This is a genomic window from Streptomyces bungoensis, from assembly GCF_001514215.1.
Classification (GTDB): domain Bacteria; phylum Actinomycetota; class Actinomycetes; order Streptomycetales; family Streptomycetaceae; genus Streptomyces; species Streptomyces bungoensis.
Genome location: NZ_KQ948860.1, coordinates 235,404 through 255,487 on the forward strand (window position 1 = coordinate 235,404; position 20,084 = coordinate 255,487).

A 20,084-nucleotide genomic window follows, 5' to 3' on the forward strand; every position below is an offset into this window, starting at 1 on the left:
ATCAGAAAGGTGCGCTCCGATGACCGAGCATCATCACTTGCCGTCCGAGCTGGACGTCCCCTCCGAGGCCCCCGACCGCAACCTCGCGCTCGAACTGGTCCGGGTCACCGAAGCCGCGGCGATGGCCGCCGGCCGCTGGGTCGGCCGCGGTGACAAGAACGGCGCCGACGGTGCCGCGGTGCGCGCCATGCGGACCCTCGTCTCCACCGTCTCGATGAACGGCGTCGTCGTCATCGGCGAGGGCGAGAAGGACGAGGCCCCGATGCTCTTCAACGGGGAGCACGTGGGCGACGGCACCGGCCCCGAGGTCGACATCGCGGTCGACCCCATCGACGGCACCACCCTGACCGCCAAGGGCATGCCCAACGCGATCGCCGTCCTCGCCGCCGCCGAGCGCGGAGCCATGTTCGACCCGTCCGCCGTGTTCTACATGGACAAGCTGGTCACCGGCCCCGAGGCGGCGGACTTCGTCGACATCGACGCGCCCGTGGCCGTGAACATCAAGCGCATCGCCAAGGCCAAGCGGTCCACGCCGGAGGACGTCACGGTCGTCATCCTGGACCGGCCGCGGCACGACGGCCTGATCAGGGAGGTCCGGGAGGCCGGCGCGCGCATCAAGCTGATCTCCGACGGCGACGTCGCGGGCTCGATCTACGCGCTGCGCGAGGGCACGGGCGTCGACCTGCTGCTCGGCATCGGCGGCACGCCCGAGGGCATCATCTCGGCCTGCGCGGTGAAGTGCCTCGGCGGCACCATCCAGGGCAAGCTGTGGCCCAAGGACGACGAGGAGCGGGCGCGGGCCGTGGACGCCGGGCACGACCTGGACCGGGTGCTGACGACCGACGACCTGGTCTCCGGCGAGAACGTGTTCTTCGTGGCGACCGGCATCACCGACGGTGAGCTGCTGCGGGGCGTGCGGTACCGGTCGGAGACGGCGCTGACCGAGTCGATCGTGATGCGGTCGAGGTCGGGGACGGTCCGCCGGATCGACTCCGAGCACCGGCTGCGCAAGCTGCGGGCCTACAGCGCGATCGACTTCGACCGCGCCAAGTAGCGCCTCGGCGGACGGATCCGGGGTGGGGACGCGCCTCCTGTGCGGAGGGGGCGCGTCCCCATCGCCGTGCTCTAGCCCGCTATGCGGTTCGCCGTCGCGCGGGTCGCCTTCTTCAGTTCCAGCTCCCGGCGGCGGCGCCTGGCCAGGACCACGCGGCGCTCGGCCGCCGTGAGGCCGCCCCAGACGCCGTACGGCTCGGGCTGGAGGAGCGCGTGCTCGCGGCACTCGACCATGACCGGGCAGCGGGCGCAGACGCGCTTGGCCGCCTCCTCGCGGGACAGGCGCGCGGCCGTCGGCTCCTTCGAGGGGGCGAAGAACAGGCCCGCCTCGTCGCGCCGGCACACCGCCTCGGTGTGCCACGGTGCGTCCTGGTCCCTGTCTCGCGCTGGCACCCGCTGGGCCGGAACGGCAGCTACCTGCAGGGACGAATGCGGCGGTTGCAGCACGGTCTACTCCTGACGACGGCTTCGCGAGTGAGCGACGATGCGCAAGGCCTACCCGCTGTGCGCGCGCCTATGCACTGCGTTCCCGGCCGCTGGCGCGCGACGGCTTGTTCACGCCCCCGCACGCCCGGCGCGACGCACGAACCCCCTCCGGCACCGGTGCGTTCGCGCCTCAGCGGTCCAGGTGCTTGCGCAGCTTCCTGTCGACCTTGTCCTGGACGCGATCCAGGATGTCCGCCACCCGCCTGCCGCGCTTGGGCCGTGCCTCGACGTTGCCGAGGACGGCCCAGCCGTCGACGTAGACCACGGGCGCGTCGGACTCCACCGAGTCCAGCGGGCTCACCTCGAAGTTGCCCAGCACGCCGCCGCCCGTGCCGCGCAGCGAGATGTTCTCCGGGACGCGGATCTGGACGTCCCCGAACACGGAGACGGCCTTGATCACGACCTGCTGGTACTCGAAGATCGCCTCGCTCAGGTCGATCTCGACGGAGCCGAAGACCGCGTACGCGTGCAGCCGGCGCCCGGCGCGCCAGCGGCCGCGGCGCATCGCGCTGCTGAAGACGGCCACCACGTTGGCGTCGGCCTCCGCCGGCACGGCGCCGGGACTGGGGCGCGGCGGCACCGGGGTGTACGCCGGCGCCTGGGGCTGCTGGTGGGCGGCCGGGAGGTCGCGCATGAAGACCTCCAGCTCGCCGACCGTCTTGGCGTGCAGCACCCCTTCCACGCGCTCGGCGTGCTCGTCCGCGGTCAGCCGGCCCTCGGCCAGGGCCTCGCGGAGGATGTCGGCGACCCGGTCGCGGTCGGCGTCCGAGGCACGCAGCTCGGCGAGACGCGGTGCGGGGCCCTGGTCTTGAGCCTGCTTCTGAAGGTCCACGACGGCAGCGTACCGAAACGCGATAGATCGCGACTAGGGGTCGGCGGCAGGCCGGGCGTGTCGAGGTGAGCCTTACCTCACAGGTTCCGCGCCGACGGCAGGTCCTACGCTGGACGGGCCCGCCAACGTCGGCGGGCGGCCGTCCGTCAGAGTGAGGAATGGGCTGAGATGCCTGAGTTCGCGTACACCGATCTGCTCCCCCAGGGAGAGGACACCACCCCGTACCGCCTGGTGACGTCGGAGGGCGTCTCCACGGTCGAGGGCCCGGACGGGCGGACGTTCCTCAAGGTGGAGCCGGAGGCACTGCGCAAGCTGGCCGCCGAGGCCGTCCACGACATCCAGCACTACCTGCGCCCGGCCCACCTCGCCCAGCTGCGCCGCATCATCGACGACCCCGAGGCGTCCGCCAACGACAAGTTCGTCGCGCTGGACCTGCTGAAGAACGCGAACATCGCGGCGGCGGGCGTGCTGCCGATGTGCCAGGACACGGGCACGGCGATCGTGATGGGCAAGCGCGGCCAGAACGTGCTCACCGCAGGCGAGGACGAGAAGCACCTCTCCCACGGCATCTACGACGCCTACACCAAGCTCAACCTGCGTTACTCGCAGATGGCTCCGCTCACCATGTGGGAGGAGAAGAACACCGGCTCCAACCTGCCGGCCCAGATCGAGCTCTACGCCACCGACGGCGGCGCCTACAAGTTCCTGTTCATGGCGAAGGGCGGCGGCAGCGCCAACAAGTCCTTCCTCTACCAGGAGACGAAGGCCGTCCTGAACGAGGCCTCCATGATGAAGTTCCTGGAGGAGAAGATCCGTTCGCTCGGCACGGCCGCCTGCCCGCCGTACCACCTGGCGATCGTCGTCGGCGGCACCAGCGCGGAGTACGCGCTGAAGACCGCGAAGTACGCCTCGGCCCACTACCTGGACAACCTGCCGGCCGAGGGTTCGCCGCTCGGCCACGGCTTCCGGGACGAGGAGCTGGAGGAGAAGGTCTTCGAGCTGACCCAGAAGATCGGCATCGGCGCGCAGTTCGGCGGCAAGTACTTCTGCCACGACGTCCGCGTGGTCCGCCTGCCCCGGCACGGCGCCTCCTGCCCGGTCGCCATCGCCGTCTCCTGCTCGGCCGACCGCCAGGCGGTCGCCAAGATCACCGCCGAGGGCGTCTTCCTGGAGCAGCTGGAGACCGACCCGGCGCGCTTCCTGCCGGAGACGACGGACGAGCACCTCGAGACCGACGGCGACGTCGTCCGGATCGACCTCAGCCAGCCGATGGACACCGTCCTCGCCGAGCTGACCAAGTACCCGGTCAAGACCCGCCTGTCCCTGTCCGGCCCGCTGGTCGTGGCCCGCGACATCGCGCACGCCAAGATCAAGGAGCGGCTGGACGCGGGCGAGGAGATGCCGCAGTACCTGAAGGACCACCCGGTCTACTACGCCGGCCCGGCCAAGACCCCCGAGGGCTACGCCTCCGGCTCCTTCGGCCCGACGACGGCCGGCCGCATGGACTCCTACGTGGAGCAGTTCCAGGCGGCGGGCGGCTCCAAGGTGATGCTGGCCAAGGGCAACCGCTCCAAGCAGGTCACCGACGCGTGCAACGCCCACGGCGGCTTCTACCTCGGCTCCATCGGCGGCCCCGCGGCCCGCCTCGCCCAGGACTGCATCAAGAAGGTCGAGGTCCTGGAGTACGAGGAGCTCGGCATGGAGGCGGTCTGGAAGATCGAGGTCGAGGACTTCCCGGCGTTCATCGTCGTGGACGACAAGGGCAACGACTTCTTCCAGGACCCGGCGCCCCAGCCGACGTTCACGTCCATTCCGGTGCGGGGACCCGGGCTGGCGTAGTACCCGACCGCTGGGGCCGCTTCCCGGCCGGCGCGCTCACACACCGTGACGGCCGGGAACAACCCCGCCCGCTCGATCGCTACAGCAGCCATGAGCGACTACCGCATCGAGCACGACTCCATGGGCGAGGTCCGCGTCCCCGCCACCGCCAAGTGGCGGGCCCAGACCCAGCGCGCCGTAGAGAACTTCCCCGTCTCCGGGCAGCGCCTCGAACGGGCGCACATCGAGGCGCTCGCCCGGATCAAGGGGGCGGCGGCGAAGGTGAACGCCGAGCTGGGGGTCCTCGACGAGGACGTGGCCGAGGCGATCCAGGGGGCGGCGCAGGAGGTCGCCGAGGGGCGGTGGGACGAGCACTTCCCCGTCGACGTGTTCCAGACCGGCTCGGGCACCTCGTCCAACATGAACACCAACGAGGTGATCGCGACCCTGGCCACCGAGCGGCTGGGCCGGGACGTGCACCCCAACGACCACGTCAACGCCTCGCAGTCGTCCAACGACGTCTTCCCGTCCTCGATCCACATCGCGGCCACCGCCGCCGTCACGAACGACCTCGTCCCGGCGCTGGAGCACCTCGCCGCCTCGCTCGCCCGCAAGGCGGAGGAGTTCGCCGACGTCGTGAAGTCCGGGCGGACCCACCTGATGGACGCCACGCCCGTCACCCTCGGCCAGGAGTTCGGCGGATACGCTGCCCAGATCCGCTACGGCGTCGAGCGGCTCGAAGCCTCGCTCCCCCGTCTCGCCGAACTCCCCCTCGGCGGGACCGCCGTGGGTACCGGGATCAACACGCCGCCCGGGTTCTCCGCCGCGGTGATCAGGGAGGTCGCGCGGGTCACCGGGCTGCCGCTCACCGAGGCCCGGAACCACTTCGAGGCGCAGGGCGCACGGGACGGGCTCGTGGAGACCAGCGGGCAGCTGCGGACCATCGCGGTCGGGCTGACGAAGATCGCCAACGACCTGCGCTGGATGTCGTCCGGGCCGCGCACCGGCCTCGCCGAGATCCGGCTGCCCGACCTGCAGCCGGGCTCGTCGATCATGCCGGGCAAGGTCAACCCGGTCGTGCCCGAGGCCGTGTTGATGGTCGCCGCGCAGGTGATCGGCAACGACGCGACCGTCGCCACCGCCGGCGCCTCCGGGAACTTCGAGCTGAACGTGATGCTCCCGGTGATCGCCAGGAACGTGCTGGAGTCGGTCCGGCTGCTCGCCAACGTCTCGCGGCTGCTGGCCGACCGGACGGTGGACGGCATCACCGCCGACCGCGAACGGGCCCGTGAGTACGCAGAGTCCTCGCCCTCGGTGGTGACCCCGCTGAACAGGTACATCGGCTACGAGGAGGCCGCGAAGGTCGCCAAGAGGTCGCTGGCCGAGCGGAAGACCGTCCGGGAGGTCGTGCTGGAGAGCGGTTACGTGGAGCGCGGCGACCTGACCCTGGAGCAGCTCGACGAGGCGCTGGACGTGCTGCGGATGACCCGGCCGTAGGACGACACGCCCCGCAGTGGTGAACCGTGACGTCCGCCGCAGCGTCGGATGGCCAGGGCACCTAATATCTGTCCATGGCGGACGACGGAGCGATGAGACGAGCGGCAGAGGGTTCGGTGCGGCGCTGGGCTCCCGGGACACCGATCCTGTGGCGGTACCGGGAGAACGCCGGTGAGCGCTTCCACATCGCCCGGCCCGTCACCGTCGTCCGGGACGACGCGGAGCTGCTGGCGGTGTGGATGGCGCCGGGCACCGAGTGCGTGAAGCCGGTGCTGGCGGACGGCACGCCCGTCCATCTGGAGCCGCTGGAGTCCCGCTACACCAAGCCGCGCGCGGTGCAGCGGGACCGGTGGTTCGGCACGGGCGTGCTGAAGCTGGCCCGCCCGGGTGAGCCCTGGTCGGTGTGGCTGTTCTGGGAGCCGGGCTGGCGGTTCAAGAACTGGTACGTCAATCTCGAGCAGCCGCTGGCCCGTTGGGCGGGCGGGGTGGACTCCGAGGACCACTTCCTGGACATCTCCGTGCACCCGGACCGCAGCTGGCACTGGCGCGACGAGGACGAGTTCGCACAGGCCCAGCGGGACGGGCTGCTGGACGGGGCGACCGCCGAGCGGGTGCGGGCGGCCGGGCGGGCCGCGGTGGAGGTGATCGCCGCGTGGGGCCCGCCGTTCTCGCAAGGCTGGCAGCACTGGCGCCCGGAGCCTTCCTGGGCGGTACCGTCACTCCCCGAGGACTGGGACCGTACGCCCGCGCACGTGTCCTCATGAGACCCTTGATGCGCCCCCGGGCAAGAAACGTAGGATCGTCCTCCGCAAGGGCGCGAAGGAGCAACTCCCGGAGCATGTGCCGGGCCTGACCATACGTCACCGAGGGGCGGCAGGACGTGAGCGAGGGGTACGAGGGAAGGACCACCGCGGGCCCGGCCGGGTGCGCGGGCGGCACAGGAACAGCCTCTGACCACGCGGGAATTCCGTTCCTGGGGCACGTATTCCGGGTATCGGCATTTCGGCGGGACCACCTGCGTGCCCGGCACGCAGCCCCGGACGGACGGATGCGACACGCGTGACGGAGCAGCCCACCTCCTACGAACGCCCCCAGCCGGGCGTCGACCCCGCGGAGGCCCGCGGGGCGCTCCTGCGTACCCCGAAGCCGCTCGGGAACTCCGCCTTACCGGCGCAGGCCCGCGCCGACGGAGCACCCGCCGGCCCGGGACCGGCCGTGCCGTACGGCACCGCGAACCCCCGGCGCAGCCAGGGGACCAAGGGGAAGGAGCCCTCAGTCAACGGCCCCGAGCACTCCCAGCCGGCCACCGCCGAGTCGGTGGGCGCACCTCCCGCGCGAGCGGATTCCAGCGTGGGTGAGCACCGCCCGCGTCCCGCGCCGGAGGCGATTCCGCCACAGCCGGGCACCGAGCAGGAGCGGACGCCCGGCGGCCCGGAACGCCGTACCGGGCGGGGACTGCCGCCGGGGCGGCCGATGCCGATGCGGCGTGACGGGGACCGGCTCAGGTTCGTGGGCGCGGCGACCCGGCGGATCGCGCGCGGCATAGACCTGGACGAGATCGTGATGGGGCTGTGCCGGGCCACCGTGCCCACGTTCTCGGACGCGATCCTGGTGTACCTGCGCGACCCGCTGCCGGTCGGCGACGAGCGGCCCACCGGCCCGGTGGTGCTGCGGCTGCGCCGTACCGACCGGATACCGGACGAGCGGGACACCGAGAGCGGTCTGCTGCTCCCGCCCTACCCGGAGCCGGAGCCGGAGGCGTCGGCGCTGGGCGAGCTGTCCTCGCTGACGACCGAGCTGTGCGAGGTGCGCCCGGGCGGCGCGCTGAACGAGGTGCTGCGCGGGGTGCGGCCGGTGTTCGCGGACGCGCCGGCCGCCCGGGCCGCGCTGCCCGAGCTGCTCGGCGAGAGCGGCGAGTCGGTCGTACCGGACGGGCGGCACGCGATCCTCGCGCCGCTGCGCGGCCGGCGCCGGGTGATCGGCGCGGCGCTGTTCCTGCGCCGCCCGGAGCGGCCGGCGTTCGAGGCGGACGACCTGCTGGTGGCCGCCCAGCTCGCCACGCACAGCGCGCTCGGGATCGACAAGGCGGTGCTGTACGGCCGGGAGGCCTACATCGCCGACGAGCTGCAGCGCACGATGCTGCCCGAGACCCTGCCCCGCCCGACGGGCGTGCGGCTGGCCTCGCGCTACCTGCCGGCCGCGGAGACCGCGCGGGTGGGCGGCGACTGGTACGACGCGATCCCGCTGCCCGGCAGCCGGGTGGCGCTGGTCGTCGGTGACGTGATGGGCCACTCCATGACCTCGGCGGCGATCATGGGCCAGCTGCGCACCACCGCGCAGACCCTGGCCGGGCTCGACCTGCCCCCGCAGGAGGTGCTGCACCACCTGGACGAGCAGGCGCAGCGGCTGGGCACCGACCGCATGGCGACCTGCCTGTACGCCGTGTACGACCCGGTCACGCACCGCATCACGATCGCCAACGCCGGTCATCCGCCGCCCGTGCTGCTGCATCTCGGCGGCCACGCGGAGGTCCTGCGGGTGCCGCCGGGCGCGCCGATCGGCGTGGGCGGGGTGGACTTCGAGGCGGTGGAGCTGGACGCACCGGCCGGCGCGACGCTGCTGCTGTACACCGACGGTCTGGTGGAGTCCCGGCTGCGGGACGTGTGGACCGGCATAGAGCAGCTGCGCGAGAAGCTGGCCGCGACCGCGCAGCTGACCGGTCCCGACCATCCGCCACCCCTCGAGGCGCTGTGCGACGAGGTGCTGGACATGCTCGGCCCGGGCGACCGGGACGACGACATCGCGCTGCTCGCGGCCCGGTTCGACGGGATCGCGCCGAGCGACGTGGCGTACTGGACCCTGGAGCCGGAGCACTCCGCCCCGCGCGAGGCGCGCCGGCTGGCCCGGCGCGCCCTGTCCCGGTGGGACCTGGAGGAGCTGTCGGACTCGGTGGAGCTGCTGGTCAGCGAGGTCGTGACGAACGCCGTGCGGTACGCCACGCGGCCGGTCACCCTGCGGCTGCTGCGCACGGACGTGCTGCGCTGCGAGGTCGGCGACGACGTCCCCCAGCTGCCCCGGCTGCGCCAGGCCCGGGCGACGGACGAGGGCGGCCGCGGGCTGTACCTGGTCAACCGGCTGGCCCGGCGCTGGGGCGCGACCCGGCTGAGCACCGGCAAGGTGGTCTGGTTCGAGCTGAACCGGGGCTGAACGCCCGGCACGTCGGCATGAGGAAGGGCGCCCGGTCCACCGGGCGCCCTTCCTCGTGCGCTGCTCCTGCCCGGGCTGCTACCCGGCCGCCGGGTCGAGCGGGTTCTGCGGGGAGACGTCCCCGGTCGGCGGCTCCGAACTCGGGGTCTGCGACGGCGTCTGGCTGGACGGCGACTGGCTCGGCGTCCGGCTCGGCGTCTGACTGGGTGTCCGGCTCGGCGACTGGGAGGCCGACGGGGAGCTGGAGGACGGCGTGCTGGACGGCGTCTCGGACGTACTCTGGCTGGGGCTCGGCGTGTCCGACGGCTGGACGGCCGCGCCCTGGGTGGTCTCCAGGTCGAACTTGGCCTTGTGCGTGACCCCGAAGGTGTAGGCCGCCCAGATCTGCGCCGGGTAGCCACCGCCGTTGATGCGGCCGGGCGGCGGGAGCAGACCGGTCGCGCCCTGGAGGGACACGTGGGCGTTGGGGGGCTTGGGGTCCTCACCGAACAGGCCCACCGAGGTGACCAGGTCGGGTGTGTAGCCGGTGAACCAGGCGGACCGGTTCTTGTCGGAGGTACCGGTCTTGCCCGCCACCTGCTGGCCGGCGCGCAGCGGGTTGCCGGCCACGGACACCTTGGCCGTACCGTCGTCGACCACGCCGGTCAGCACGGAGGTGACGGTGTCGGCAGCTTCCCTGCTGATGACCGGGTCGCCGATCGGGTCGTCCATCTGCACCTGGCGCGTCTTGTTCTCGGCGCGCGCGACGATCGTCGGGGTGACCTTCTTGCCGTGGTTGTCGAGGGTGGCGTAGATGCCGGCCATCTCCAGCGGGCTGGCGCCCATGGAGCCCAGCGTCTGCGCCGGCACCGCCTGCATGCCCTTGGTGTCCATGCCGAGCTTGCCGGCCACGGACATCACCTTGTCCATGCCGACGTCGATGCCCATCTGCGCGAAGACGGAGTTGACGGACGCGTTCATCGCCCGCTGGACGGTGATGGGCCCGTAGTCGACGTCGTCCTCGTTGGGCGGGGCGAAGCCGACCTTGTTGCCGTGGTCGACGACCGGGCGGCGGCTGGTGCCGTCGTAGATGGTGTTCGCGCTGATCGGCTTGCCGTCCTGGGTCGTGGCGCCCTGCTCCAGGGCGGCGGCCAGGATGACCGGCTTGAAGGTCGAGGCCGGCTGGTAGTCGTTCCGGGTGGCGTTGGAGTAGTAGTGCTTGAAGTAGTCCTGGCCGCCGTACAGCGCGACGATCTTCCCCGTCTTCGGGTCGACCGAGACCGCGCCGGCCTGGACGTTCCCGTCGACCTTCCGCTTCTTCGGGTTCAGCTTGCTGGTCAGCTGGTCCTTGACGGCGTTCTCCAGGGCGGCCTGCTTCTTCTTGTCGATGTTCAGGGTGATGGTCCAGCCCCGGCCCACGACCTCGGCCTCCGCCTGGGACGCGGAGATGCCCTCGTCCTTCATCAGCTTCTGTTCCAGCTGCTTGTTGGCGAGCTCGATCAGGTAGCCCTTCTGGCCCTCGAGGCCGGGAGCCCCCTTGGGCTCCTTGGGCACCGGGAACGTCATGCTCTGGCGGTCGCCGGCGTCGAGCCAGTGCTGCTTGACCATGTTGTCCAGCACGTAGTTCCAGCGCGCCTTCGCCAGCTTCTTGCCGGTCGGGCTCGCCACGGCCCAGTCGTACTGGCTCGGCGCCTGGAGGAGGGCGGCGAGGTACGCGCCCTGCTGGACGCTCAGCCTGGAGGCGTCGACGTGGTAGTAGGCCTGCGCGGCGGCCTGGATGCCGTAGGCGCCGCGGCCGTAGTAGCTGGTGTTGATGTAGCCGGCCAGGATCTGGTCCTTGGTCAGCTTCTGGTCCACCTTCAGCGAGATGACCAGTTCCTTCAGTTTGCGTGTGACGGTCTGGTTCTGCGTGAGGTAGTAGTTCTTGACGTACTGCTGGGTGATCGTGGAACCGCCCTGCGCACCCTTGCCCGACAGCGTGTTGAGCAGTCCGCGGGCGGTGCCCCTCAGGTCGACGCCGGAGTCGTGGTAGAAGGTCTTGTTCTCCGCCGCGACGAAGGTGTGCTGGACGTCCTTGGGGACCTTGGCGAGGGACACGCTCTCCCGGTTGACCTTGCCGGAGCGGGCGAGGACGTCGCCGTTGGCGTACTCGTAGACGTTGCTCTCCTGCTTCGCCGCCACGTTGCCCGCGGCGGGGATCGGCACCATCAGGTACAGCACGACGAAGCCGCCGATGCCCAGCAGGCAGAGGCCGAAGAAGGTGCCGAGGATCTTCTTCCAGGTGAACAGCCGGCGTATTCGGCCCTTGGCGGGCTTGCCGCCGGGCGCGGACCGGCCGCGGGCGGCGGCCCGGCCGCCGGGCGCGGGGCTGGCGGGCGCGGTCGGGGTGGCGGTCGCCGTGGAGGCGCCGGCCGTGGACGGCGAGCGGCGGCTCTTGGGCGCCGCGCGGCGCCCACCACGCTGTCGCGCTCGTCTCTCTTCCGCTCGTCCCATGAGTCCCTGCACTCCGCTTCCGTATCGGGGTCAGCTCCGAAAACTAACACCCGTCCATATGACAAAGGACGTCCGATCCGTTCCTTTACGGACGTGACAATCAGCACCCGCCCCAAGGGAACCGACGGTTCTCACCGGTGAAGGGTTGCTTGACAAGGAAAAGTGATATCACTTAGCTAGAAGCACGCTAGACGCTCGACCGAGTACGAGCGTCCCGAGAACGGGGGGTTCCACTCGTGTCCGCACACGACGCGTCCGCGACCGCCGACGTACCCGAGATGCCCGCTCCGCGCGTGCGGGAGTTCCCGGCGCACAGCATCGGCGGCGGGCTCGCCCTGCTCCTCGGCCTGCTCGGGCTGGCCGCGACCGCCGCCCTGTTCGCCGGCGCCTCGGCGGCCTCCGCCCCCGGTGCCAAGGGCGGCCTCGTCGTGGCGGGCGTCCTCGTCTTCCTCGCCGCCGTCATCGCGATGCGCGGCCTGAACACGGTGGCGCCCGGCGAGGCGCGGGTCGTCCAGCTCCTCGGCCGCTACCGGGGCACGATCCGGCAGGACGGCCTGCGCTGGGTGAACCCCTTCACCTCCCGGACCCGCATCTCCACCCGGGTGCGCAACCACGAGACGGCCGTCCTGAAGGTCAACGACGCCTACGGCAACCCGATAGAGCTGGCCGCGGTCGTGGTGTGGAAGGTCCAGGACACCGCGCAGGCCACCTTCGAGGTGGACGACTTCGCGGAGTTCGTCGCCACGCAGACCGAGACGGCCGTCCGGCACATCGCCATCGAGTACCCGTACGACGCCCACGAGGAGGACGGGCTGTCGCTGCGCGGCAACGCCGAGGAGATCACCGAGAAGCTGGCCGTGGAGCTGCAGGCCCGGGTGGAGGCGGCCGGCGTGCGGGTCGTCGAGTCGCGCTTCACGCACCTCGCGTACGCTCCCGAGATCGCCTCGGCGATGCTCCAGCGGCAGCAGGCCGGCGCGGTCGTCGCCGCCCGGCGGCAGATCGTCGACGGCGCGGTCGGCATGGTGGAGGCGGCCCTCGCCCGGATCGCGATGGGGGCACCTCCCACGCCCTTCAGGCAGTGGGGGAAGGACATCGTGGAGCTGGACGAGGAGCGGAAGGCGGCGATGGTGTCCAACCTGATGGTGGTGCTGTGCGGGGACCGGGCCCCGCAGCCGGTCCTCAACACCGGGACGCTGTACCAGTGACGGACTCCCCCGAACAGTCCCCGCGGCGCCGGCCGCAGCAGCGCAAGCAGGTGCTGCTGCGGCTGGACCCGTCGGTGTACGAGGCGCTGGCCCGCTGGGCCGGGGACGAGCTGCGGTCGGCCAACGCGCAGATCGAGTTCCTGCTGCGCAAGGCGCTGGCGGAGACCGGGCGCCTGCCCCGCGACGCCGGCCCGCTGCCCCGGCGGGGCCGGCCGCCCGGGGACTCCGCCGGACCCCCCTCCGCCTGACGGCCTCCCGCCGGGTACGCCGTGCGGCCCGGGCGTTGTTACCGAACTCTGACAATCGGCCCCCACCTGCACGGGCGCACCACCCGCCATGATCCGCACACGCCGCGTATACACCTCGCGTATACACCGTGTGTACAGTCGGGGCATGTCCATCGGTCACACCCTCCTGGGGCTCCTGGAGTCCGGCCCGCGCCACGGCTACGACCTGAAGCGGGCCTTCGACGAGAAGTTCGGTCACGACCGGCCGCTGCACTACGGCCAGGTCTACTCGACGATGTCCCGGCTGCTGAAGAACGGCCTCGTGGAAGTCGACGGGATCGAGTCGGGCGGCGGCCCCGAACGCAAGCGGTACGCCATCACCGACGCCGGCGTCACCGACGTCGAGCGGTGGCTCGCGACGCCGGAGAAGCCGGAGGAGTACCTCCAGTCGACCCTGTACACCAAGGTCGTGCTGGCGCTGCTCACCCACCGCGACGCCGCCGACATCCTCGACGTCCAGCGCGCCGAGCACCTGCGCAGCATGCGGATCCTGACCGACCGCAAGCGCAGGGGCGACCTGGCGGACCAGCTGATCTGCGACCACGCCCTGTTCCATCTGGAGGCCGACCTGCGCTGGCTGGAACTGACGGCGGCGCGGCTCGACAAGCTCCGTGCGGAGGTGGCCCGATGACCCCGCCCCCCGGTTCCCTGCTGGCCGCCGAAGACCTGCGCAAGGCCTACGGGCCGACCGTCGCCCTCGACGGCGCGGCGTTCTCCATCCACCCCGGCGAGGTCGTCGCCGTGATGGGCCCCTCCGGGTCCGGCAAGTCCACGCTGCTGCACTGCCTCGCGGGGATCGTGCCGCCCGACTCCGGCTCGATCACCTACGCCGGCCGCGAGCTGGCCACGATGAACGACGCCCAGCGCAGCGCGCTGAGGCGCAGCGAGTTCGGGTTCGTCTTCCAGTTCGGCCAGCTCGTGCCGGAGCTGACCTGTGTGGAGAACGTGGCGCTGCCGCTGCGGCTGAACGGCACGTCCCGCAGGGAGGCGGAGCGGACGGCGCTCGGCTGGATGGAGCGTCTGGAGGTCGACGACCTCGCGAAGAAACGGCCCGGCGAGGTCTCCGGCGGCCAGGGCCAGCGGGTCGCGGTGGCGCGCGCGCTGGTCACCACCCCCAAGGTGCTGTTCGCCGACGAGCCGACCGGCGCGCTCGACTCCCTCAACGGCGAGCGGGTGATGGAGCTGCTCACCGACGCGGCCCGGTCGACCAGCGCGGCCGTCGTCCTGGTCACGCACGAGGCGCGGGTGGCGGCCTGGTCCGACCGCGAGATCGTCGTACGGGACGGCAAGTCCCGGGACATGGAGCGGGCCGTATGAACGTGCGGCAGTGGTGGAGGGATCTGGCCATGGGGGCCCGGTTCGCCTTCACCGGCGGGCGCGAGGGCTGGGTGCGGATGCTGCTGACGGGCGTCGGCGTCGGGCTGGGCGTGGCCCTGCTCCTGCTGACGACCGCGGTGCCGAACGCGCTGGCGGTGCGGCACGAGCGCGAGGAGGCGCGGCTGGACTACACGTACGGCCGCACGACCCAGCCCAGGGCGGACGACACCTTCGTCATCGCCGACACCGACACGACGTTCCGGCAGAGCGAGGTCCGCGGGCGCCTGGTGGAGCCCGAAGGCCCGCGCGCGCCGCTGCCGCCGGGCGTCGGGCGGTACCCGGGGGTCGGCGAGATGGTGGTCTCCCCGGCACTGAAGTCGCTGCTCGCCTCCGATGGGGGGAAGCTGCTGCGGAAGCGGCTGCCGTACCGGATCGTCGGGACGATCGGCGAGCCCGGTCTGGTCGGCTCCCACGAACTGGCCTACTACGCGGGGGCCCAGGGGCTCGCCGCGCGCATCGACCACTCCCAGGTGAACCGCCTCGACCACTACGGCGACCCCGCCCCGTCGACGGAACGGGCGGACCCCGTGCTGGTCCTGCTCACCCTCGTCGTGTTCGTGGTGCTGCTGATGCCGGTCGCCGTGTTCATCGCCGCGGCCGCGCGGTTCGGCGGCGAGCGGCGCGACCGCCGGCTGGCGGCGCTGCGGCTGGTCGGCTCCGACAGCCGGATGACCCGCCGGACGGCGGCGGGCGAGGCCCTCGCGGGCTCGCTGCTCGGCCTGGTGCTCGGCGCCGTGTTCTTCCTGGCCGGCCGTCAGGCGGCGGGCTCGGTCGAGATCCTCGACATCAGCGTCTTCCCCAGCTACCTCAACCCCTCCCCGCTGCTCGTCGTGCTGGTCGCGGTCGCCGTTCCGGCGGCGACGGTGGCCGTCACCCTGCTCGCGCTGCGGGGGGTGGTGATCGAGCCGCTGGGCGTGGTGCGCGCGGCCCGGCCGGCCCGGCGGCGCCTGTGGTGGCGGCTGCTGCTGCCGGTGGCCGGGCTCGCGATGCTCGCCCCGATGCTCGGGCAGGGCCGGGACCAGGGGAACTTCAACCAGTACCTCGTCTCCGGTGGTGTCATCCTGCTGCTGGTCGGCGTCACGGCCTTGCTGCCGTGGGCGGTGGAGACGGTCGTCGCCCGGCTCGGCTCCGGCTCGGTCGCCTGGCAACTGGCCGTCCGCAGGCTGCAGTTGAGCAGCGGCACGGCCGCCCGCATGGTCAACGGCATCGCGGTGGCGGTGGCCGGCGCGATCGCGCTGCAGATGCTCTTCTCGGGCGTGGACAGCGTCTACACCACGCAGTCGGCGAACGATGTGTCGCGGGCCCAGATGCAGGTGTCCGTACCGAGCGGGATCCCCCTCGCCGCGGCGGCCCGCAAGTTCGCCCGCACCCCGGGCGTGCGCCGGGCCGAGGGACTGGCCGGCGGTGAACTAGGGGACTCGGGCAAGGACCCCCGGTCGTCCGGTGAGCTGACCGTCGGCGACTGCCGGGCCCTGCGGGAGGTGGCCGCGCTGCCGTCCTGCCGGGACGGTGACGTCTTCGTCCTCGAGGGAGGCCAGCACGACACCCCGCAGCTCGCGCGTTCCGGCCGGACGCTGTACTTCGACCCGTCCTACTCCGGCGATCGCGGCGCCGAGATCGCCTGGACCGTGCCGCGGAGCATGAAGCGGGCCCGGTCCGTCGAGGACCCGACGAACGTGCGGCGCAGCGGCTTCCTGATGACGCCCGGCGCGCTGCCCGCAGGGGCGGCCCGGACCCTGTACCAGTACGTCTACCTGTCGCTGGACGAGTCCGTTCCGGAGGCGAAGGAGTACGCGCGCAACACGGCGGCGGAGATCTCGCCCATGGCGGACGCGGCGGCGTGGGCGTCGACCGAGCAGTCCAAGAGGTTCACCTCCATCCGCACCGGCCTGCTCGTGGGCGCCGCCTGCGTGCTGGCGCTGATCGGCGCGAGCCTGCTGGTGTCCCAGCTGGAGCAGCTGCGCGAGCGCAGGAAGCTGCTCTCCGCCCTGGTCGCCTTCGGCACCCGGCGCCGCACGCTGGGCCTGTCGGTGCTGTGGCAGACGGCCGTGCCGATCGCCCTCGGCCTGCTGCTGGCCACCACGGTGGGCCTGACCCTGGGCGCGGTGCTGCTGCGCATGACGAGCACACCGGTGCGCGTCGACTGGGCGAGCGTCCTGTCGATGGCCGGCGCCGGCGCGGCGGTCGTCCTCGCGGTGACCCTGCTCAGCATGCCGCCCCTGTTCCGGCTGATGCGCCCGGACGGCCTGCGGACGGAGTAGGCGGCGCCGCCGCTCAGGCGGCGGCGTCCAGCACCCGTACCGGCAGGGCCCGGAGCGCCTCGCGCAGGGCCGCCGCCAGCTCCTCGTACTCCGCGCCGCGGGCGGCTCCCGCGCGCATCGCGAGGGCGATGCGGCGGCTCGGCGCGGGGTCGGCGAAGTAGCCGGTGAGCAGCTGGCTGCTGCGGGCCGTCTCCAGCCGCTGGGCGGTGCGCGGCAGCAGCGTGCAGCCGAGGCCGCCCGCGACGAGCTGGACCAGCGTGGACAGGCCGGCCGCGGTCGTCGTCACGGGGGCGTCCTCGCGGCCGGCCTCCCGGCAGATGTCGAGGGCCTGGTCGCGCAGGCAGTGCCCCTCGTCCAGCAGCAGCAGGTTGAGTTCGCGCAGCGCCTCGCGGGGGATGCCCTCGCGCCCGCCGAGCCGGTGGTCCAGCGGCGTGACGAGCACGAAGTCCTCGTCGAACAGCGGGAGTTCCGCGACCCCGGGCACCCCGAGCGGCACGGCCAGCAGCAGCAGGTCGAGGCGGCCGGAGTGCAGCCCGTCCACGAGGCTGGCGGTCTGCTCCTCGTGCACCTGCAGGTCCAGCTGCGGGTAGCGTTCGTGCACCAGCCGCAGCACGGTGGGCAGCAGGTAGGGCGCCACGGTCGGGATGACGCCGAGCCGGAGCGCGCCGGTGAACGGCGCCCGGACCGCCTCGGCCTCCTCCAGCAGCGCCCCGACCTCGTCCAGCACCGCCTTCGCCCGTACGGCCAGCCGCTCGCCGGCGGGCGAGAGCAGCACCTTGCGGGTCGTACGCTCGAGGAGGGTGACGCCCAGGGTCTCCTCCAGCGCCGAGACCGCTCCGGACAGGGCGGGCTGGCTCATCCCGATGGCGGCCGCCGCGTCCCGGAAGTGCAGGTGCTCGGCCACGGCGGCGAAGGCGCGCAGTTGCGCGAGACTGGGCTGTCGCCGCTTGCCGCTACTGATGGTCACTGATAGATACCTCCGATCAACCCGACCGAGTGTAGCTATTTCACTAATCAATGCACCCTGTGCCAACATCGACAGCGTCCAACCCATACGAGGAAAGCCCTCAAAAGGGGCGATTCTTTGCTGCTAGGAGAGCCTGTGCTCACTGTCGGTGACAAGTTCCCCGAGTTCGAACTGACCGCCTGCGTCTCGCTGGAGAAGGGCAAGGAGTTCGAGCAGATCCACCACAAGTCCTACGAGGGCAAGTGGCTGGTGGTCTTCGCGTGGCCGAAGGACTTCACGTTCGTCTGCCCGACCGAGATCGCCGCTTTCGGGAAGCTGAACGACGAGTTCGCCGACCGGGACGCCCAGATCCTCGGCTTCTCCGGTGACTCCGAGTTCGTCCACCACGCCTGGCGCAAGGACCACCCGGACCTGACGGACCTGCCGTTCCCGATGATGGCGGACTCCAAGCACGAGCTGATGCGCGAGCTGGGCATCGAGGGCGAGGACGGCTTCGCGCAGCGCGCCGTGTTCGTCGTCGACCCGAACCGCGAGATCCAGTTCACCATGGTCACCGCGGGCTCCGTCGGCCGTAACCCCAAGGAGGTCCTGCGGGTCCTGGACGCCCTGCAGACCGACGAGCTCTGCCCCTGCAACTGGAGCAAGGGCGACGAGACGCTGGACCCGGTCGCGCTGCTGGCCGGTGAGTGACCCATGTCGCTCGACTCCCTGAAGTCCCGCGTACCGGACTACGCCAAGGACCTGAAGCTGAACCTCGGCTCGGTCATCGGCAACTCCGACCTGCCCCAGCAGCAGCTGTGGGGCACCGTGCTGGCGACCGCGATCGCCTCCCGGTCCCCGATCGTGCTGCGCGAGCTGGAGCCGGAGGCGAAGGCGAACCTCAAGCCGGAGGCGTACACCGCGGCGAAGGCCGCGGCGGCCGTCATGGCGATGAACAACGTCTTCTACCGCACCCGGCACCTGCTGTCCGACCACGAGTACGGCAGCCTGCGGGCGGGTCTGCGGATGAACGTCATCGGCAACCCCGGTGTGGAGAAGGCCGACTTCGAGCTGTGGTCGTTCGCGGTGTCCGCGATCAACGGCTGCGGGATGTGCCTGGACTCGCACGAGCAGGTGCTGCGCAAGGCCGGGGTCGACCGTGAGGTCGTCCAGGAGGCGTTCAAGATCGCGTCCGTGATCCAGGCCGTCGGCGTCACGCTGGAGGCCGAGGCGGTCCTGGCCGAGTGATCCGGCCGGCCACCCCGGCGTCAGGCCCCAGGGACCCCGCTCACACCTCGTGGGCGGGGTTCGCCGTTTCCGCCACGGCTTCCGCCGCGACCAGGGGCTCGTCCTCGAGGTCGGGAGCGGCCGGCGACTCGTCCGCCTCCTCCACCGCCTCGGCCTGCTCCACGCCTTCCGAGTACTGCCGCAGGTAGCCCACGACGGTGTTCGTCACCGCCACCAGCGGTACGGCCACCACCGCGCCGCCGATGCCGGCCACCATGCCGCCGGCCGCCACCGTGAGGACGACGGCGAGCGGATGGACGCGGACCGCGCGGCCCAGGATGAACGGCTGCAGGACGTGGCCCTCGATCTGCTGGACGGCGAGGACCACGGCGAGGGTCATGACCGCCGCGAAGACGCCCTGCGTGACGAGCGCGACGATGACCGCGAGCGCCCCGGAGGCGACCGCGCCGACCAGCGGGATGAAGGAGAACAGGAAGATGAAGACGGCCAGCGGCACGGCCATCGGCACGTCGAGGAAGTAGATGCCGATGCCGATGAAGATGGCGTCGATGAGGGCGACCAGGACCGTGCCGCGGACGTAGGCGGTCAGGGTGCGCCAGGCGCGCGGGCCGGCGCCGGCGACGCCCGGGCGGGCGGCGGAGGGCACCAGCTTCAGGAACCACTGCCAGATGCGCTCGCCGTCGTACAGCAGGAACAGCGTGGAGAAGAAGACCAGCAGGATGCCGGTCAGCACCTCGACGATGACCTGGACGCCCTCCAGCCCGAAGGACGTGATCTGGTCGGTGTTCGCCCCGATGGCCTCGCGCAGGTTCTTGGCTATCTGGTTGATCTGCTTGTCGGTGACGTGGAACGGGCTCTTCAGCAGCCAGTTGCGCAGGTCGTCGATGCCGTTCTGGATCTGCGTGGAGAGGGTGTCGATGTTCTCCATGACCTGCCAGGTCACGAACCAGCCCATCAGGCCGATGACGACGAACCCGAGGATGGCGGTCAGCGCGGTGGCGGGCCCGCGCGGCACCCCGCGGCGGGTGAGCCGGGCCACCGTCGGCTGGAGCAGAGCGGTGACCAGCAGGGCGATGACGAAGGCGAGGACCACGAGCTGGACGGCGCTGATGACCCGCATCAGGATCCACACGGTGCCGGCCAGGACCAGCAGGCGCCAGCCGGCCTCGGCGGCGACCCGCACGCCCCAGGGCACGGCCTGGGCGGGGTCGGGCCGGGGCCCGGGCGGCACGGACCGCCTGGGGGCGGGCGGCACCCGGTCGGCGGTGCGCTTCGTGACGGCCGGTTCGGGCGCGGTCTCCCGCTCCACCTCCGTGCGGCGCTCGTCGAGGCGCTCGCTCATCTCGGTCAGCCCGGCTCCGATCCGGCCGAGCCACCCTGGCACTCTCGACATCA

Annotated in this window: 17 protein-coding genes; 12 read left to right on the forward strand and 5 right to left on the reverse strand. The window is 71.9% G+C overall.

Annotated features, from left to right (window positions below):
* Window positions 1–19: 19 nt before the first annotated feature.
* Window positions 20–1,054 (forward strand): class II fructose-bisphosphatase, encoded by a 1,035-nt coding sequence (gene glpX, locus AQJ66_RS21340; protein WP_061924586.1) that lies wholly within the window; start codon window positions 20–22, stop codon window positions 1,052–1,054.
* A gap of 71 nt (window positions 1,055–1,125) precedes the next feature.
* Here the strand turns inward: glpX and AQJ66_RS21345 are convergent, their stop codons facing one another.
* The gene (locus AQJ66_RS21345) at window positions 1,126–1,500 is read right to left on the reverse strand and encodes a WhiB family transcriptional regulator (RefSeq protein ID WP_079060324.1); all 375 of its coding nucleotides are present in this window, start codon (window positions 1,498–1,500) and stop codon (window positions 1,126–1,128) included.
* 169 nt (window positions 1,501–1,669) lie between these two features.
* Entirely contained in the window at window positions 1,670–2,371 is a 702-nt protein-coding gene (locus tag AQJ66_RS21350) for a DUF1707 SHOCT-like domain-containing protein (protein ID WP_061924592.1), read from the reverse strand.
* 168 nt (window positions 2,372–2,539) lie between these two features.
* Here AQJ66_RS21350 and AQJ66_RS21355 point away from each other — a divergent pair, with 168 nt between their 5' ends.
* The 4 genes from AQJ66_RS21355 (at window position 2,540) to AQJ66_RS21370 (ending at window position 8,893) form a co-directional block, all read left to right on the forward strand.
* Window positions 2,540–4,210, forward strand: coding sequence for a fumarate hydratase (locus AQJ66_RS21355; protein ID WP_061924595.1), 1,671 nt, complete (start codon window positions 2,540–2,542; stop codon window positions 4,208–4,210).
* Window positions 4,211–4,300: 90 nt separating this feature from the next.
* On the forward strand, window positions 4,301–5,686 hold the full coding sequence (locus tag AQJ66_RS21360; protein ID WP_061924597.1) for a class II fumarate hydratase: 1,386 nt from the start codon (window positions 4,301–4,303) through the stop codon (window positions 5,684–5,686).
* Window positions 5,687–5,760: 74 nt separating this feature from the next.
* Window positions 5,761–6,450 (forward strand): cytidylyl-2-hydroxypropylphosphonate hydrolase, encoded by a 690-nt coding sequence (gene fomD / locus AQJ66_RS21365; protein ID WP_079060325.1) that lies wholly within the window; start codon window positions 5,761–5,763, stop codon window positions 6,448–6,450.
* Window positions 6,451–6,745: 295 nt separating this feature from the next.
* Window positions 6,746–8,893 carry an ATP-binding SpoIIE family protein phosphatase gene (locus AQJ66_RS21370; protein WP_061924604.1) on the forward strand — a complete coding sequence of 716 codons (2,148 nt, stop codon included), beginning with the start codon at window positions 6,746–6,748 and terminating at the stop codon, window positions 8,891–8,893.
* 78 nt (window positions 8,894–8,971) lie between these two features.
* Here AQJ66_RS21370 and AQJ66_RS21375 read toward each other — a convergent pair whose 3' ends face one another.
* Window positions 8,972–11,365, reverse strand: coding sequence for a transglycosylase domain-containing protein (locus AQJ66_RS21375; protein WP_061924607.1), 2,394 nt, complete (start codon window positions 11,363–11,365; stop codon window positions 8,972–8,974).
* A gap of 236 nt (window positions 11,366–11,601) precedes the next feature.
* On the opposite strand from AQJ66_RS21375, the gene AQJ66_RS21380 reads away from it, so the two are divergent.
* The 5 genes from AQJ66_RS21380 (at window position 11,602) to AQJ66_RS21400 (ending at window position 16,495) form a co-directional block, all read left to right on the forward strand.
* A complete protein-coding gene (locus tag AQJ66_RS21380) occupies window positions 11,602–12,570 on the forward strand; it encodes an SPFH domain-containing protein (RefSeq protein WP_061924610.1) in 969 nt (322 codons plus the stop codon).
* Window positions 12,567–12,818, forward strand: a complete 252-nt coding sequence (locus AQJ66_RS21385; protein ID WP_061924613.1) for a type II toxin-antitoxin system antitoxin — start codon at window positions 12,567–12,569, stop codon at window positions 12,816–12,818. The genes AQJ66_RS21380 and AQJ66_RS21385 overlap by 4 nt, the downstream gene beginning before the upstream one ends.
* Window positions 12,819–12,963: 145 nt before the next feature.
* Complete coding sequence (locus AQJ66_RS21390) at window positions 12,964–13,488, forward strand: PadR family transcriptional regulator (RefSeq protein WP_061924616.1); 525 nt, start codon at window positions 12,964–12,966, stop codon at window positions 13,486–13,488.
* Window positions 13,485–14,174 (forward strand): ABC transporter ATP-binding protein, encoded by a 690-nt coding sequence (locus AQJ66_RS21395; protein ID WP_061924619.1) that lies wholly within the window; start codon window positions 13,485–13,487, stop codon window positions 14,172–14,174. The genes AQJ66_RS21390 and AQJ66_RS21395 overlap by 4 nt, the downstream gene beginning before the upstream one ends.
* On the forward strand, window positions 14,171–16,495 hold the full coding sequence (locus AQJ66_RS21400) for an ABC transporter permease (protein WP_061924622.1): 2,325 nt from the start codon (window positions 14,171–14,173) through the stop codon (window positions 16,493–16,495). Before AQJ66_RS21395 ends, AQJ66_RS21400 begins: the two co-directional genes overlap by 4 nt.
* A 13-nt stretch (window positions 16,496–16,508) precedes the next feature.
* Here the strand turns inward: AQJ66_RS21400 and AQJ66_RS21405 are convergent, their stop codons facing one another.
* On the reverse strand, window positions 16,509–17,462 hold the full coding sequence (locus AQJ66_RS21405; protein WP_061924625.1) for a LysR substrate-binding domain-containing protein: 954 nt from the start codon (window positions 17,460–17,462) through the stop codon (window positions 16,509–16,511).
* Between the two features lie 135 nt (window positions 17,463–17,597).
* Between AQJ66_RS21405 and AQJ66_RS21410 the strand changes: the two genes are divergently transcribed.
* Both AQJ66_RS21410 and AQJ66_RS21415 read left to right on the forward strand, forming a co-directional pair.
* Window positions 17,598–18,152, forward strand: coding sequence for a peroxiredoxin (locus tag AQJ66_RS21410; protein ID WP_061924628.1), 555 nt, complete (start codon window positions 17,598–17,600; stop codon window positions 18,150–18,152).
* A 3-nt stretch (window positions 18,153–18,155) separates the two neighbouring features.
* Entirely contained in the window at window positions 18,156–18,689 is a 534-nt protein-coding gene (locus tag AQJ66_RS21415) for an alkyl hydroperoxide reductase (RefSeq protein WP_061924631.1), read from the forward strand.
* A gap of 40 nt (window positions 18,690–18,729) precedes the next feature.
* Here AQJ66_RS21415 and AQJ66_RS21420 read toward each other — a convergent pair whose 3' ends face one another.
* A complete protein-coding gene (locus tag AQJ66_RS21420) occupies window positions 18,730–20,082 on the reverse strand; it encodes an AI-2E family transporter (protein WP_061924754.1) in 1,353 nt (450 codons plus the stop codon).
* Between the last annotated feature and the right edge of the window lie 2 nt (window positions 20,083–20,084).